Here is a 15,839-nt window from a genome sequence, read left to right on the forward strand (position 1 = left end):
GTACCAGGGGGTGTCGACCGCGCGGGCGGGGGGCCATTCGGCTTCTTCGCGCCACTGGTTGATGCCCATGACGAAGATTTTGACCGGCGGCGCGGTATCGACCCCGTTGTCGGCGTCCTTGAGCCAGTGGTCGAACCAGTCCAGTTGCAGCTCGTCGAATTGGATGCCCGCGTGCGTGGAGGCCAGACCGAAGTTCGTCTCGCCGATGACGCCGCCGGTTACTCCGGCTTTGGCCAGATGAGTCCACGGTCCGACGATCAGCCGGGTGGGTTTGCCCAGAGCTGCCATGGCGGTGTGGTGGTCGAGGGTGCCCTGCAGGAAGACGTCGAACCAGCCGGCGGTGTTGAGTGCGGCGGCCTCGACGCTGCTGTGTTTGCCGGCGATGGTTGCTCCGTCGGCGGTGGCGGGGTCGGCCAGTGCGCGTCGCACCCCGAGATCCGGGATTCCGTGGCGGGCGATGGCGGGCGGGTGCCCGGCGGGCAGTCCCTGGTAGCCGTCGGGGACCAGCCTGTCGTAGTCCGCGATGGCGGCGCCGATTTCGGTGAGGGTTTGTACGGGGTCCTGTTCCCGCCTCACGATCTCCCCGATGCCGGTCTGCAGCGCCCATGCAGTGTTGAGGCCCAGTTCGATCGCACCGCCGCGGAAGTGCAGGCCATCGCTGGGGTCGCTCCACGTTGTCTGCGGGCTGATCGCCCGCAGCTCCGGCGGCTTGGCCAGGGCCGCTGCCCACTGGGTGTTGCCGGTGTAGCTGGCGCCGAACATGCCGACGACACCGTTGCTGCCGGGCAGGCCGGCCGCCCAGCGCACGGTGTCGTAGCCGTCTTCGACTTCGTAGGTGAACGGGAGCCACTCGCCGTCGGAACCGGACCGGCCGCGGGTGTCCTGATGAACGAGGATGTAGCCGCGGGATACGGCTGCGTATAGGTCGAGCATCATCTGGGGCAGTTGGCGCCGATGGTAGGGCGTGCGGTGAATGAGGACGGGCCACGGGCCCTCCCCGGTCGGCCGGTACACATCGGCGCGCAGGACGGTGCCGTCGCGCATGGTGGCCTCGACGTCGAATTCGATTTCCATTCCGGACATCGTTGTCTCGCTTTCGTTCTTACTCGGGGGATTGCGGGTGGTGCGGTGCTCAGCGGATGGAGGAGCCGATGCCCAGGCCGCCGTCGACGTCGAGGACGATGCCGCTGACGTAGCCGGCGGCCGGTGAGCAGAGGTAGGCGGCGGCTTCGGCGATGTCCTCGGGTGCACCGGTGCGGCGCTGGGGGACCTTGGCGATGAGCTTGTCGCGGGCGGGGCCGTTCATGGAGGCGAGCATGGGGGTGTCGATGAGCCCTGGGGCGATGGCGTTGGCGGTGATGCCCTGGCGGGCGACCTCGAGCGCCAGGGTGCGGGTGAGCCCGACGATGCCCGCTTTGGCGGCGACGTAGTTGGCCTGGCCGAAGTTGCCGCGCCAGCTCATCGAGGAGAACGACACGATGCGTCCGTAGTTGCGGGATCGCATGTGCGGCAGTACCGCTCGTGCACAGTAGAAGGCGCCGGACAGTGATACCTCGAGCACGGCGTGCCAGTCGTCGTCATCGATGTCTTCGATGCGGTTGTCGCGGATGATGCCGGCGTTGTTGACCAGCACGTCGATGCGGCCCAGGCGCGCGGCGACGTCGTCGGCCCACGCGGTCACCTCGGCCGAGGAGGTGACATCGACGGCGTGGCTGGTGCAGGTGCGCCCGGTCTCGGCCTGCAGACGGGTCGCCAGCTCGTTGGCGGCGTCGACGTTGACATCGGCGATCGCTACGTTCGCGCCTTCGGCGGCGAATCGCTGGCTCATGGCCGCGCCCAAGCCCTGGGCGCCGCCGGTGACCAGGACCACCTGATCGGTGTAGCGGTTCAACGTATTCCTTTCCAGGTCAGGCCGGTCGGCGGTGCAGGAACGCGGTCAGCGCCGCGGGGACATCGGTGTTGTTCCAGTGCTTTTCGAACTCGGCGAGCTCGGTGGCCAGGCCCTCGTCCTCGTTCATGCCGGTGAGGTCGTGGAGCAGGGATTTGAAGGCCGACTGGGCCGGTCCGGCGGCGGCTGCGAGTTCGGCGGCCAGTGCCGCAGCGGTGGCCGTGAGCTCGGCGGGTGGCACGACGGCGTGCAGCCAGCCGGTGGCGGTGAGCTTTTCGGCCGGGAGCAGCGTGCCGGTGAGCGCGAGCCAGCGGGCCATGGAGTCACCGACCTTGCGGGGTAGCCGCACGCTGGATCCGGCTGCGGGAAGCAGGTTGTTGCGGATGTGCCCGTCACCGATCAGGGTGCCCTCGCTCGCGACGACGACATCGCAGGCCAGCGCGAGCTCGAGCCCACCGGCCACGGCGTGGCCGTGCACCGCGGCCACCACGGGCAGCCGGCTGCGTTCGAGCCGGGTGACGACCGCCGAGACTCGGCGCAGAAATTCCGTCGGCCCACCCGGGGCGTCGCGCAGGCTCAGGAAGTACCGCAGGTCGGCGCCGGCGCAGAAGCTCTTTCCGGCACCGGTCAGGACCAGGCAGCCGATGCCGGCGTCGGCCTCGGCGTCGGTGAGCGCGTCGTCCAGGGCGTCGATCAGCGCGGGATCGAGGGCGTTGCGGCGGCCGGGCCGGTTCATGGTGAGGGTGCGGACCGGCCCGGCATCGGAGATCATGATCGGGACAGGCGCGTTCATCGGCTGCTCGCGGTGATCTCGGCGGCCCGATCGCGACGCAGCTGCGCACGCTGGATCTTGCCGCTGGGCGTCTTGGGCAGCGCGTCGACGAAATGGATGTGCCGGGGGTAGGCGTGGGCGGCGTATCCGGTCTTGACCCACTGCTGCAACTCGGCGACGAGCTCGTCGGATCCGGTGGTGTCGCGGGCGAGCACGACGAAGGCCTCCACCACCTCCCCGCGCACCTCGTCGGGTGCGGCGACGACCGCGCATTCGTCGACTGCCGGGTGGCGCAGCAGGGTCGATTCGATATCGAACGGGCCGATCCGGTAGCCCGCCATGATGATCACGTCGTCGTCGCGTGAGGAGAATTGGATGACGCCCTCACTGTCGACCGAGGCCAGATCCCCGGTCAGGAAGTAGGCGCCCCCGGCCCGGAAGCGGTCCGCGCCGACACCGCCGACATAGCCGTGGAAGGTCATGAACGGGCTTTCGGCCACGACCACCGCCAGCCGCCCGGACTGCCCGGTCGGGGCGGGCACGTCGCGGTCCTCGTCGAGCACGATCATCGTCCAGCCCGGCAGCGCGACCCCCATCGCCCCGTTGCGCACCGGCAGTTCCAGTTGCGGGTGGTGCGGGAAGCCGATCGGCATGCCGAGTTCGGTCTGTCCGTAATGGTCGTGCACCCGCAAGCCGAGCGCTTGCTCGGCCCACTCGTTCACCTCCGGGGTCAACGGCTCCCCGGCGCTGGACAATCGTTGCAGCGCAAGCCCTTCGGGGACCTTCGCGGCGGAGGCGCGCAGCCCGCGGTAGACGGTCGGGGCGGCGGCGAAGTCGGTCACCGCGAGCTCCTGCAGCAGTGCCCAGGTGGTCTCGGGCGAGAAGCCTCCGCGCAGCAGGATCGTCGGCGCACCCGCGGCCAGCGGAGCCACGATCGCGGTGTAGAGCCCGTAGGCCCAGCCGGGATCCGCAGCGGACCAGAACGTGCTGTCCGAGCCCACCCCAAGCCCGAATTCGAGGTAGCTCTGCCAGCCCGCGGCGTAGCGGACCGGATGCACCACGCCCTTCGGCTTGCCGGTGGTACCGGAGGTGAACATGTGTACCAGCGCACCGTCGCCCCCGACCGGCACCGAGGTGATCTCCTCCGGATGCGCGGCGGCCATTCGGGCACGCAGCCCGTCGGCCGCTTCGGTGCCTGCCACCAGCACCGACCATGGCCCCTCGGGTACCTTGGCCAGCTGGTCGTCATCGGCCACCACGAGCACCACCGCGGCGTCGGTGAGCCGCGATCCGATCGCCTCTCGGGCGAAGGCGGTGAACAACGGCGTGTACACCGCGCCCACCCGCCAGATACCCAGCACGACCGCGACCAGATCCACGCTCTTGCCCATCACCGTCGCCACCCGGTCACCACGCCCCACCCCGGCGTCGGCCAGCACCGCCGCGACCCGCCGCGAGGCCTCGGCCAGCTCACCGTAGGTGTAGGTCGTGGTCGAACCCGGCCCGTCGGCAACTGTCAAAGCCGTGCGCGCGGCCGGATGGCGGTCGCACAACAGCCACGCCACGTCGGCCTGCGGTGCGCCGAACTCGTCGAGCAATCGGCCGACACGCGACACGGCGTCGTCACTCATCGCCACCACTCCCATCTGGGTACTTAAAACCATTAATCAGTACCGTATAACTTACCCCACTGTCACCGAGGGGGAAAGACGGCGACCTCAAAGCCCACCCGGCACCGGCAGTTCGCATCCGGGGGAGACCTGGCGCAGATGCATGGCCGCGGGAGCAGGAGGCGCGCCGAGCGGACCGCCAGGTTCCGGGGTGAGGTTGGAAGGCGCGGCTGCCGCAGCAGTCAGCGGCGGCGGCGTGCTGCGCACTCCACGCCCCGCCCACCGCACCGCCGATAGAGTGGCTGCCGATGTCAGCGCGGTGCGGTGGAGTGGGCATGTGTCAAACTCGCCAGATGGCCGCAACCCCGTCCGGAAACCGCTCTCTGGTGAAGACTCCCCGCCGCAGGCGGGTGGACTCCGCACGGCGCGACGATCTGCTCGGCAATATTCAGCAGATCTTCCTCGCTGAAGGGTTCACCACGGTCACCATCGGGGAGCTGGCCGAGCGGCTGCACTGTTCCCGCGCGACGCTCTACAGCGTCGCCTCGACCAAAGAGCAATTGGTCGTGCTGGCAACCAAGGAGTTCTTCCGCTCCTCGGCCGCAAGCATCGAGCAGCGCGTAGCCGAGCACGATGACCCGCGTCAACGCATCCTCATCTACCTCGACGGCGTGGCCGAGGCCATGCGGCGCAACTCGCCCGCCTTCTACGACGACATGGTCGCCTTCGCGCCAACCGCCGAGATCTACGCCCGCAACACCGCACGCGCGGCCGCGCGCGTGCGCGAACTCATCGACGAGGGCATCGCCGCCGGCCAATTCCGTCCCACCGACGGCAATTTCGCCGCCCACCTGGTCGCACTGGCCATCGAAGGCGTCCAATCCGGACTACTCCTCGACCGCACCGGCATGACCGCCGCCGACGCCTTCGCCGAGCTCGGCACCCTACTGCTCAACGGGCTACTCCGCCGTCCGGACTGAACTGACCGTGGCACACTCGGCATGCTGCACGGGTCCCGGCGAGCTTTCGCCGAGACGCTCGACCACCTGGGCGGGTCGACCCGACGTGAGGTCGGATTCTGTCCCGGAACACCGTGCCGCGCCGGTCGGAACACGACCCCTATCTCGACGTCGGATCGGCCGGGTCGATGCGTTTCGAAGCTCGTGCGACTATGCCTGCGCCGCAACCAGATTCGCTTCGCGAGCGGGTTGTGCATACCGCAGCCGCTGGAAACCGGCATAGGTGAGTGTCAGCATGGAGCCGAGAAACAGCACGGTCCCCAGCCGGGTGTACTGCAGGCTCGAGAGCAGGACCGACAAGTCCGGTGCCGCCTCCGCACTCACGTATAGGGTGACCAGAAGTTGCAGCAGGCCGATCAGAGCGCAGCCCGCACCCGTCGCTCGCCGACCGGACCGGAGTACGACGACCACGGTGATCGTCGTCAGCGCCGCGAAAACCCATGCCACCCACTGATAGAACGCGGCCTGCAGGCCACTGGGGTTGGCGGTGTTCAACGCGGCCAGATCGGCGAAAGTCAATGTGGCGGCTGGAGTCGTAGCGGTTGCCGGCACATATGTCCAGACCGGTCCGAGCAGCGCCCACCAGACGGCGACGACGCTGATGATCAGCAGCGCGTTGTTGTTACGCTGCGCGTGCGAAACCTCGTGCGAATTATTCATTTTCGGGCTCACTTCTTCGGGAACGGATTCCAGTGGTCGGTCGGTTCGGCCGGCCGTGGTCACACTCACAAGACCCGGCGCATGCCGGACCATAAACGCGAGGAGCGCAGGGCTCCGCCGAGACGATGAGGCCCCCGGTTTTCCGATCCTCGTCGTCGCAGACAACGACAGGCCGAGTTAGCGGCGACCGGCCTGCCGCGTCTCGTCGTCTCTCGACGACGATGCCGGGCCGAAAGGCGGCGATCGCCCCAGCGTCCGGTCGTCGCGGCCGCGCATCGGAACTTCGACGTTCCAGTCAATGCGGACCTGACTCATCTGATTTTTTGTTACTTTCATCGGCACCAACCATCCGATGGTTGCGACGTAGGCGCTGGACCGGGCGTATTCACCCGCGCCTGCTGTGAGGGTAGTCACAGACGGTACCTTGTTGGGTACTAATTCACAAGTACTGGTACCCATGATCCGGAACGGATGCGATGGGCATGTCATCGTCGACGCTGACCGCGACACGCGGATCGCGCATCGGGCGCGCCCTCCGAGCAGTCGACGTTGCGGCGGTGCGACCGGCGAGGACCTCGACCGCGCGCGGTATTCAGAGTGTGGATGAAGTAGACAGGGTTGGCTTGGGACAGCCCGCAGTTCGCCCAGTGACCCGAGATCGACTGGTCACCGAGGCATCCCGGCCGAGGGCAGGCGCGTCTGTGCCGCTTCGATCAAATAATCGAGGCGATCGGCGCTTCGGCCCCGAAGCACGCAATCTCAACGCCCCTCTCGCTCCAGAGCGGTGCCGCCTTGGGGTCGCGGTGCAGTTGGCGACGGTGCGTTTCCTGAGTATGCTGCTGCCGGATCCACTCGATGTACCAGCCGCTGTCGTCGACTACCTCACGGAAAAGCTCGGTATCGGTGATCCGTCGTGTGTGAAGGCATACCTAGCAGACCCGGTACGACCATCAGGCCGAGATCCTCCGCGCACACGGGCTGATCGGGTTCGGCGCTATCGCTAGCGAACTTGCGGGGTGGATCGACGATCAGGCGTAGACGACCGGCGACGGGCCGAAGGTTCTCACGGCCGGGGCCGTGCGGTGGGTTGCGGGGCAAAGGCGCGCGGCTGCCTGGTATCTCCATGCTGGAGCGGCTGGTCGCCGAGTGCAAGCAAGCCGCCGATCAGCGGCTGAGGACTCACCTGGCCGGACAGTTGACCGCCGGGCAGCCCGAGATGCTGCTCGGGCTGCTGGAAACCCGGAACAACCGCCGCAGGTATGTCGAGCACGCTTGCGCAAAGGTGCTTTCACCCCGCCCTCGACCGGTATGAAGGACGCGCTCGTCTCCGCGGCGTCGTGGGCCGACCACATCAGATGCCTGTGCAACGAGGCCGGCCGTGCCCTTCTCAGCGGTGGCGCGGGCGAGGCAGCAAGGCGAACGCGCTCTCCGCAATCGAGGTCAGGCGGGCGGGACTGTGGCCGTGGGCGCCTACGACATCGATCCCGCGGATGATGGTCAGCAGCAGGTACGCAAGGTCGTCGGGATCCGCGTCGGGGTCGATGTCGCCGCTGCGCTGCGCGGCTCGCACACACTCGGCCACCGCCGTCGCGACTGCGGAGAAGCAGGCTTTGGCCAGGCGTTCCACCTCGGGGTCGGAGGCGCCGATCTCCAGGGCCATCTTGGCGGCGAAGCAGGCCGCCGCCGCCCGGTCAGGGGCGGGGGGTACGTCGGCGGCCAAGGGCACCCCGTGGACGGCGCGGAGCAAGTACGCGTGCAGTCGTTCCAGGGCGCCCTCGTCCGGTCCGGCGAGCGCCTGCGGCGCAAACTGCCCCAGCCGGGCGAAGTAGTTGGCCATCGCCTGCAGCAGCACGCCGTGCTTGCCGTCGAACGCGGCATAGAGGCTGCCGCGGCCCAGGCCGGTGGCGGCGCTGATGTCGTCGACGCTCGTGCCGTTGTAGCCCGAGGTGCGGAACTGCCGCTCGGCGGCATGCAGGACGTGGTCGCGGTCGAAGCTTCGTGGTCTCGCCATACACAGAAGGTAGCGCCGACCCACCCTTCTTGACAACTCAGTACAGAACTGTCCAGATGTCTGACTGTTCAGCACACAGCCACCCTGAGCTTGCCGGACTGGCTTGGTCCGGGCGTGCACGACCGCGATGCCGCGAAGGCGTCTCGCACGGAAGGGGGCCACCCCCGGCTGGCCAAGGAAACCACATCGGCCACGAGTGCCGGACAGGCGTGGTCACCGTTCCCGGTCAAGCGGATGTTCGCAGTCCGCGCTCCATCTGCTCTCTAGGCGGAGGCGGCAGCCACGAAGAACGGAATGGCGATGAGGAAGCGGCCGGCCTCGGCGCGTCGGCGCTGTTCGGCGAGCCACTCATCGGCCTGGTCACGGCCGACGGCACCGCTCGTGCAGACCGGCTCGATGAGCATGGTGGCCAACGACAGCATCGCAGGATCGGTGAACACGCTGGTGTGCACCTCGACGGTGACGTCGTTGAAGCCGCCGTCCAGGAGCAGGTTGCGGTACTGGCGGCCGGCGCGGGGCGTGCCCAGGAGGTCGGCGCGGGCGTGCACGATCGTGCGGGTGAGCGCCGCATCGTCAGAGTCGACCATGACGGCGTCCCAGTCCTGCCCGACCAGGACGATCCTGCCACCCGGGCAGAGGGCGCGCCGCGCTTCCGTCACCGCGCGCCACGGCTCCTGAAGTGCGTGGAAGACCTTGTCGGCACGGTAGCCGCGCACACTTCCGTCGGCGAACGGCAGATCCTCCGCCCCCGCCTCCCAGAACTCGGCCGCCGGCCATCGTTTCCGGGCCGCGGCGAGCATCCACGGATCGGGATCCACGCCCACCGCGTGGACGCCACGCTCGGCCAGCTCGGCGACGGCCCGCCCGGCACCGCACCCGATGTCCACGACAGACGAGCCCGGGACAAGAGACAGCAGTTCGTAGGAGCGGGCCCGCAGCAGGCTTGCGCTCGGCATCTGGTCCGCCGCGTCGAGGAGGGCCAGCATGGCCTCGGTGTGGTCGCGGTCGAAGCTTTGTGGTCTCGTCATACCCAGAAGGTAGCGCCGAGCCGCCGTTCTTGACAACTCAGTACAGAACTGCGAAGATTTCTGACAGTTCAGTACACAACCATCCTGGGCTTGCCGGACCGGCGTGGTCCGGGCTTGCAGGACCGGTGCGGACCATGTCGACCTGAGGCGACCCCGCACAGCGCACGACAAACATGCCCACAACCGGGAGGAACCAACATGCAGACAGCTCGCCCAGTGGCCCTCGTGACGGGCGCCTCCTCCGGGATCGGGCGGGCGGCAGCGCTCGCCCTCGTGGACGCCGGCTTCGCGGTGGTCGGCACGAGCCGCAACGCGGCGAACGCCGAGCCGCTCGCCGGGGTGACGCTCCTCGATCTCGACGTGGCCAGCGACGAGTCGGTCCGCTCCCTGGTCGAGGAGGTGATCGAGCGGTTCGGTCGGATCGACGTCCTGGTCAACAACGCAGGCGTGGGCGCGGTCGGCGCCGGCGAGGAGAGCTCGATCAACCAGGCCAAGAAGGTCTTCGACATCAACGTCTTCGGCCTGATTCGCATGACGAACGCAGTGCTGCCCCACATGCGCGCCCAGGGCAGTGGCCGCGTGGTCAACGTTTCCTCGGTACTCGGTCTGATCCCAGCCCCCTTCATGGCCGTCTACGCCGCCACCAAGCATGCGATCGAGGGCTACTCCGAGTCCGTCGACCACGAGCTTCGCGAGCATGGCGTCCGGATGCTGCTGATCGAGCCGGCCTACACAACCACGAGTTTCGAGGCGAGCAGCCTGGCACCCGACTCGCCCCTGCCGATCTACGCCGCACAGCGGGAGATCGCCCGAGACGTGCTGGCCACGGCCTTGCGCACCGCCGACGACCCGGACGTTGTCGCGAAGGTGATCGTCGCGGCCGCCACCGATTCCAAGCCCAAGCTCCGGTACGCCGCCGGCTCGATGGCCGCACGCGTCAGCATCCTGCGCCGGATCGTGCCCTCGCGCGCCTTCGACAAGCAAGTCCGCAAGCTCAACCGACTCGCCGACTGACCCCGCAGTACACCCGGCGCCTGAGCAGACGCACATGTCCCAAACCAGAGACACCGAAGCCAGCACCAGCATCTCTCGTCCGACCACTCTTGGAAAAGGCTGACACACATGGAGTTCGAACACGTCACCTTCGACCTGCCACACGGCACCTTTCACGCGCTGCAGGGTGGCGATCCCGATGGTCAACCAACGCTCGTCTTGCACGGCTTCCCGGACCATCCGCCGACCGCGAAGCCCTTCCTCGCCGAGCTCGGCCGCCGCGGACGTCACGTCGTCGCACCCTGGCTTCGGGGCTACGCGCCGTCGCCCACCGCGGGGCCGTTCGACTTCGCATCCCTCACCAGCGACGTGCTCGCGATGATCGACCGCTGGTCTCCTGGGCGAGCAGTGGAGTTGATCGGCCACGACTGGGGCGCCTTCATCACATACGATGCCTGCGTCACCGCGCCGGAGCGGATCGAACGCGCGGTCACGCTCGCCATCCCTCACCCACGCACGTTCCTGAACCAGATGCGCCCCGCTCAGCTACGCCGGAGCTGGCACATGGGGCTCTTTCAACTGCCGGGAAGCGGCTGGATGGCCACCGCCCGCGATCTCGCCCTCATCGACCACCTCTGGCGTCAATGGTCGCCCAGCCTTTCGCTCGATCCAGCTCTGCAGGCGGACCTACACCAGGACCTGCGGGCGAGCATGCCCGCGCCCATAAAGTACTACCGGCAGATGCTGCGGCCCGGCATGCTCGGGGTGTTGCGCCGCCTATCTCAGCCGATCACGGTGCCCCTGCTGCAGCTCCACGGTGCCGACGACGGCGGCATCCTCCCCCCGCAGGTCGACGACCGGCATCGGTTCGCCGCCCCGCACGCACTGCAGGTCGTCCCCGACGTCGGTCACTTCCTGCACATCGAGGCCCCCGAGGCGATCGCGGAACGGATCGCGGCATGGGCCGAGTAGCGGATCACTCGACCCTCGCGGCGAGACCACCGGGATCGGCGATCCGGCGCTGGGGTCGGTGGACGCCGAGCGCGGTTCCGCTCCGGTCACATCCGCCGGACCGGGTAGAGCTGACCCGGCATCCGGAGCTGTTCCACCATGGCTCGCCGTAAGGCTCGGGTCAGAACGTCCTTCTGCTGGTGAGGTAGGCGTGCACTGCGGAGATGACCACGGATCCCTCGCCGACGGCTGATGCCACCCGCTTGACGGAGTCTGCGCGCACGTCACCGACGGCGAAGAGCCCGGGTATCGAGGTGGCGAAGCTGTCGTGGGTGAGCACGAAGCCCTTGGCGTCGAGGTCGACGCCGATGTCGTGCAGCCAGGTCGTGCAGGGGTCCGCGCCGATCATCAGGAACAGTGCGGCCGCGTCGAGTTGTACGTCCCGGTCGCGGGCGCGGTCGTGCCAGGTCAGCCCGCTGAGCCGGCTGCTGCCATGGACGGCGGACAGTTCGCAGCGAGGGTGCACGGTGATCCGCTCGTGGTGGGTCAGGCGCTGCGCCAGGTAGTTCGACATGGTGTCGCGCAGGTCATCGCGGCGGATCAGGACGTGGACGTGGCCGGCGTTCCGCGCGAGAAACAGGGCCGCCTGTCCGGCGGAGTTGGCGCCCCCGACCACGACGGCGTTCCGCCCGGAGACCGGTTTGGCCTCCAGTTGGCTTGCGGCGTAGTAGACGCCACGGCCCTCCAGGTCGGCCAGGCCAGGCAGGTCCAGGCGCCGGTAGCGCACGCCGCTGGCGATGATCACCGCTGTGGCGAGGATGTCGTGCTCGTCGTCGAGCCGCACCCGGAACCCGCCGGGCACCTTCGACAGCCCAGTGACTGAGCGGGGTGATAGAAGCCTGGTCCCGAACTTGATCGCCTGCAGCATCGCCGCCCGTGCCAGTTCCACTCCGGACACGCCGCGGTAGAAGCCGAGGTAGTTCTCGATCCGTGACGAGCTGCCGGCCTGGCCGCCGATGGCGACGTCCTCGACGACGACCACGTCCAGTCCCTCCGACGCCCCGTACACGGCAGCGGCCAGGCCCGCCGGTCCGGCGCCCACCACCAGCAGGTCGCACCGGCAATCGTCGGCGATGCCCAACAGGTCGATTCCCAGCGCGGTTGCCAGGTCACGCATGGTCGGCGCTGTCATGACGCGGCGCTGTGCCGTGACAACGGCCGTACCGGCCTCGGGCAAGGCGCAGGTCTGCGCCAGCTCCGACCACGCCGACGGGTTCGAGCGCAGCACCGTCCGGTAGGGAATCTGGTTGCGTTCAGCGAAGTCCTGGAGGCGGTGCAGGTCGCGGTCGTCGTCTCCGGCCAGTACCAGACCGCCCTCGCCCTTCCTGGTCAGGAAGCGCCGCCGGGCATCCAAAGCGGACAGCAGGACATCGCTCAGCTCCCCCGAGATCTCCATCAGCCGGCGCAGTTCCTCCACCCGAACCCGCACGATCGCGGTGTCTTGCATGGCCACGCCCTGGAAGACGGCGCTTTGCCCCATCAACATGGCGAGCTCGCCGACGAAGTCACCGGCCTCGATCACGAAGACGACCCGGTCTGCCCAGGGGTCCACGAGGAGCACGCCACCGCTCAGCACGAGGTAGAAGTCGGTGGGATCACCGAGGTCCCACAGCAACTCGCCGGGCGCGGGGTGCAGCTCCTCACCGGATGACCGCAACAGGTCCAGGGTGTGTTGGCCCAACACCGGGAAGGCCAGCTCATCGATCTCGTCCAGCCGACGGGACGAGTAATGGGTCAGCTCGTCCGGCATAGGGGTGATGCTCATGCTTCTCCCTTACCTAGCAGGGCGAATCGCTCCGGTCATGATTCTCCTCCGCTCATTTTCGACGCTTCCCCCGCGCGACCAGGGCTCAACTCTCGCCGCGGCCATCGCGGCCGTGCCCCACCACCACAGGGAGAGCCTTTCCTGCACCCTGACCAGCCTAATCGTTGTTTTTGCGCTGGAAACTGCGGGCGGCCCCATCCGCAGAAGGTAAGGCCGACCCGCCATACTTGACAACTCAGTACAGAACCGCCTAGATTTCTGACTGTTCAGTACACAACGGTCCTTAGCTCATCGGACCCCCTCTCCAACCATCCAGAACCCGAGTTGACCGAACCATGACTGACAAGGAAAGGCAGGAGACCATGACTGTGACGACTCCTCCGTACGCGAGCGATGCACTGGCCGAGGGGACCGTCGACGTGGTGGTGATCGGCGGGGGCGCCGCGGGGCTGAACGGTGCACTGATCCTCGCCCGTTCCCGCCGCTCGGTCGTCGTGATCGACAGCGGTTCCCCGCGCAACGCGCCCGCGGAGGCTATGCACGGCTTCATCGTCTTGGACGGCACCCCGCCGTCCGAGATCCTTCGACAGGGCCGGGAGCAGGTGCGCCAATACGGCGGACGCGTCGTACACGGCGAGGTGGTCTCGGCCGAGTCCGCCGCCCCGTCGGCGGACGGGGACCTGCGGTTCACCGTCACGCTGGCCGACGGCCGCAGCATCACCGCTCGCCGTGTCCTGGTGGCCACCGGCCTCACCGATGTGCTGCCGGAGGTGCCCGGGCTCGCCGAGCACTGGGGGCGCAGTGTGGTGCACTGCCCGTACTGCCACGGCTGGGAGGTGCGTGATGAGCCCGTCGGAATCCTCGCCACCGGCCCGGGCTCCATCGGTCACGCGTTGCTGTTCCGTCAGCTGACCGAGGACCTGACCTACTTCACCCACGGCACTGACCTGGACGAGGACAGCCGCGCCCGCTTCGCCGCCCGCGCCATCCGCGTCATCGACACCCCGCTCACCGAGGTCGTCAACGACGAGGACGGTGCCCTCGCCGGGGTGCGCCTGACCGACGGCCAGGTCGTGGCCCGCCGCGTCCTCGCGGTCGGCCCGCGGATGCAGGCCCGTACCCAGGGTCTGGAAGGCCTGGGCCTGCCGGTGCAGGACCTGCCGAACAACGCGGGCCGCGTTCTCGCCTCCGGCACGGCCGGCACCACCGAGGTGCCGGGTGTGTGGGTGGCCGGCAACGCCACCGATATGGCCGCCCAGGTCGGGGCCTCCGCCGCAGCCGGCGCGCTGGCCGGCGCCGACATCAACAGGATGCTGGCCACCGCGGACACCGACGCGGCCCTCCAGGGATCGCCGAGGTAAGCCCACCAGGGGCCACTGGACAATCTTGAAGCCCTGAGATCACAGCCCATCACCCATTCGCCTCACCTCGTCGGTGAGAAATCGATCAGTTTTCCCGTCTGGAAACCAATTCAGTTTCAGACGGTTTACAGCCATGCCCAGCAAGCAAGGGGAAAAAAATGAGTACCAATATCGACCGCAGGGCACCCGCCTCCGGAAAGGCATACTCGGGCCTTCGCGGCTCACATGCCGTGCGCTGGTGGGTGCTGGTCGTGCTAGGCCTGGCACAGCTCATGGTCATGCTCGATGCGACCGTCGTGAACATCGCGCTGCCCGAGGCGCAGCAAGACCTCGGCTTCAGTGACGGCAGCCGACAGTGGGTCATCACAGGTTACGCGCTGGCGTTCGGCAGCCTGCTGCTGCTCGGCGGCCGACTCGGTGACCTGTTGGGCCGGCGTACCCTCTTCGTAATCGGCTTGGCCGGTTTCGGGGCCGCATCCGTCGTCGGCGGCGCGGCTGGCAACTTCGAGATCCTCGTCGCGGCACGCGTGGCCCAAGGCCTCTTCGCCGCACTGCTCGCGCCCGCAGCACTCTCACTGCTCAGCGTGACCTTCACCGAACCGTCTGAAAGGGCGAAGGCCTTCGGCATCTTCAGTGCGTTGGGTGGTGCGGGCGGCGCGATCGGGCTGCTGCTCGGCGGCATGCTCACCGAATGGGCATCGTGGCGCTGGGTGATGTACGTGAACGTCGCCTTCGCGGCCCCCGCCCTGATCGGTGCATTGCTGCTGCTGGCCAAGCCCGTGATCACCCACAAGCCCAAACTCGACATTCCGGGCATCCTTGTGGTGAGCGCCGCGCTGTTCGCCATCGTCTACGGATTCGCGCACGTCGAGTCCACCAGCTGGACCGACCCGGTCGCCCTCGGCTCCATGATCGTGGGCGCGGTGCTGCTCGTGGTGTTCGTGTGGCTGGAGTCCAAGGTCGCCCATCCGCTGCTGCCGCTGCGCGTCGTGCTGGACCGGACCCGCGGTGGTTCGTTCGTGGCGGTGTTCGTCCTCGGTATGGGAATGTTCTCGATCTTCCTGTTCCTGACCTACTACTTCGCGGCGAGCCTCGGCTACTCGCCGATCAAGACCGGTCTGGCGTTCCTGCCGATGGTCGCGGCTGTCGTCGCTACGTCGACCACGATGCCTTCGCTGGTGCTGCCCAAGGTCGGCCCGAAGATCGTCGTCAGCGCCAGCTTCCTGGTCGCCGCAGCCGGTATGGCCCTGCTGACCCGGCTCGAGCTGGACAGCACCTACGCCACCCACATCATGCCCGGCATGATCCTGCTGGGTCTCGGCATCGGCGGGGCGATGACCACCGCGTTCCAGGGGGCGACCTCAGGCCTGCACCACGATGACGCGGGCGTCGCCTCGGCACTGATCAACACCGGTCAGCAAATCGGCGGCTCCATCAGCACGGCACTACTGACCACCGTTGCCACGACGGCCACGACCGACTACCTGACTTCACACACGCCCAGCGCGCTGACCGCGGCACAGGCCGGGGTCGAGGGCTACACGGCCACCCTGGCATGGGGCACCGGATTCTTCGTGGTCGGTGCGGTGATCGCGGCCTTCCTGATTCCGAATCGAGCTCTGAAGCCATCCGAGGGCGAGCCCGTAATGGCCCACTGAGCCTGGATCCACCCTAGAGATGCCCTGCCACCTGCGATGAGTGTTGTTCTCAGGACACAAATC

15 protein-coding genes are annotated in these 15,839 nt (G+C 68.0%); 6 read left to right on the forward strand and 9 right to left on the reverse strand.

Translation table 11 applies throughout. The features are described from left to right. The 4 genes from HOV91_RS21720 to HOV91_RS21735 form a co-directional block, all read right to left on the reverse strand. On the reverse strand, positions 1–1,074 hold a 1,074-nt coding region (locus tag HOV91_RS21720; RefSeq protein WP_174187250.1), incomplete at its 3' end, for a CocE/NonD family hydrolase. A gap of 58 nt (positions 1,075–1,132) precedes the next feature. Then, positions 1,133–1,891 (reverse strand): SDR family NAD(P)-dependent oxidoreductase, encoded by a 759-nt coding sequence (locus tag HOV91_RS21725; protein WP_174187251.1) that lies wholly within the window; start codon positions 1,889–1,891, stop codon positions 1,133–1,135. 16 nt (positions 1,892–1,907) lie between these two features. Next, complete coding sequence (locus HOV91_RS21730; RefSeq protein ID WP_174187252.1) at positions 1,908–2,681, reverse strand: enoyl-CoA hydratase/isomerase family protein; 774 nt, start codon at positions 2,679–2,681, stop codon at positions 1,908–1,910. Further along, positions 2,678–4,291 (reverse strand): AMP-binding protein, encoded by a 1,614-nt coding sequence (locus HOV91_RS21735; RefSeq protein ID WP_174187253.1) that lies wholly within the window; start codon positions 4,289–4,291, stop codon positions 2,678–2,680. The genes HOV91_RS21730 and HOV91_RS21735 overlap by 4 nt, the downstream gene beginning before the upstream one ends. A 332-nt stretch (positions 4,292–4,623) precedes the next feature. On the opposite strand from HOV91_RS21735, the gene HOV91_RS21740 reads away from it, so the two are divergent. Then, the gene (locus HOV91_RS21740; RefSeq protein WP_174187254.1) at positions 4,624–5,250 is read left to right on the forward strand and encodes a TetR/AcrR family transcriptional regulator; all 627 of its coding nucleotides are present in this window, start codon (positions 4,624–4,626) and stop codon (positions 5,248–5,250) included. A 189-nt stretch (positions 5,251–5,439) separates the two neighbouring features. Here HOV91_RS21740 and HOV91_RS21745 read toward each other — a convergent pair whose 3' ends face one another. Together HOV91_RS21745 and HOV91_RS21750 are read right to left on the reverse strand one after the other, a co-directional pair. Beyond that, positions 5,440–5,949, reverse strand: a complete 510-nt coding sequence (locus HOV91_RS21745) for a hypothetical protein (protein WP_174187255.1) — start codon at positions 5,947–5,949, stop codon at positions 5,440–5,442. A 177-nt stretch (positions 5,950–6,126) separates the two neighbouring features. Beyond that, positions 6,127–6,363, reverse strand: a complete 237-nt coding sequence (locus tag HOV91_RS21750) for a hypothetical protein (RefSeq protein WP_174187256.1) — start codon at positions 6,361–6,363, stop codon at positions 6,127–6,129. A gap of 68 nt (positions 6,364–6,431) precedes the next feature. Between HOV91_RS21750 and HOV91_RS41105 the strand changes: the two genes are divergently transcribed. Further along, positions 6,432–6,953: a DUF4158 domain-containing protein gene (locus tag HOV91_RS41105; RefSeq protein WP_369009324.1), complete on the forward strand. Its 522-nt coding sequence runs from the start codon at positions 6,432–6,434 to the stop codon at positions 6,951–6,953. 383 nt (positions 6,954–7,336) lie between these two features. Here the strand turns inward: HOV91_RS41105 and HOV91_RS21760 are convergent, their stop codons facing one another. Both HOV91_RS21760 and HOV91_RS21765 read right to left on the reverse strand, forming a co-directional pair. After that, positions 7,337–7,960 (reverse strand): TetR/AcrR family transcriptional regulator, encoded by a 624-nt coding sequence (locus HOV91_RS21760; RefSeq protein ID WP_174187258.1) that lies wholly within the window; start codon positions 7,958–7,960, stop codon positions 7,337–7,339. Positions 7,961–8,223: 263 nt separating this feature from the next. Next, positions 8,224–8,988 carry a methyltransferase domain-containing protein gene (locus HOV91_RS21765; protein WP_217441008.1) on the reverse strand — a complete coding sequence of 255 codons (765 nt, stop codon included), beginning with the start codon at positions 8,986–8,988 and terminating at the stop codon, positions 8,224–8,226. A 198-nt stretch (positions 8,989–9,186) separates the two neighbouring features. On the opposite strand from HOV91_RS21765, the gene HOV91_RS21770 reads away from it, so the two are divergent. Continuing rightward, positions 9,187–10,002 carry an oxidoreductase gene (locus HOV91_RS21770; RefSeq protein WP_174187259.1) on the forward strand — a complete coding sequence of 272 codons (816 nt, stop codon included), beginning with the start codon at positions 9,187–9,189 and terminating at the stop codon, positions 10,000–10,002. Positions 10,003–10,110: 108 nt separating this feature from the next. Next, the gene (locus tag HOV91_RS21775) at positions 10,111–10,953 is read left to right on the forward strand and encodes an alpha/beta fold hydrolase (protein ID WP_174187260.1); all 843 of its coding nucleotides are present in this window, start codon (positions 10,111–10,113) and stop codon (positions 10,951–10,953) included. Positions 10,954–11,113: 160 nt separating this feature from the next. Here HOV91_RS21775 and HOV91_RS21780 read toward each other — a convergent pair whose 3' ends face one another. Next, positions 11,114–12,757, reverse strand: coding sequence for an FAD-dependent oxidoreductase (locus tag HOV91_RS21780; RefSeq protein WP_174187261.1), 1,644 nt, complete (start codon positions 12,755–12,757; stop codon positions 11,114–11,116). A gap of 362 nt (positions 12,758–13,119) precedes the next feature. On the opposite strand from HOV91_RS21780, the gene HOV91_RS21785 reads away from it, so the two are divergent. Continuing rightward, entirely contained in the window at positions 13,120–14,118 is a 999-nt protein-coding gene (locus HOV91_RS21785) for an NAD(P)/FAD-dependent oxidoreductase (RefSeq protein ID WP_174187292.1), read from the forward strand. Between the two features lie 158 nt (positions 14,119–14,276). Beyond that, on the forward strand, positions 14,277–15,776 hold the full coding sequence (locus HOV91_RS21790) for an MFS transporter (protein WP_174187262.1): 1,500 nt from the start codon (positions 14,277–14,279) through the stop codon (positions 15,774–15,776). The last annotated feature ends 63 nt before the right edge of the window (positions 15,777–15,839 follow it).

Origin of the sequence: Nocardia barduliensis (assembly GCF_013315795.1) — a bacterium.
Taxonomy (GTDB): Bacteria; Actinomycetota; Actinomycetes; order Mycobacteriales; family Mycobacteriaceae; genus Nocardia; species Nocardia barduliensis.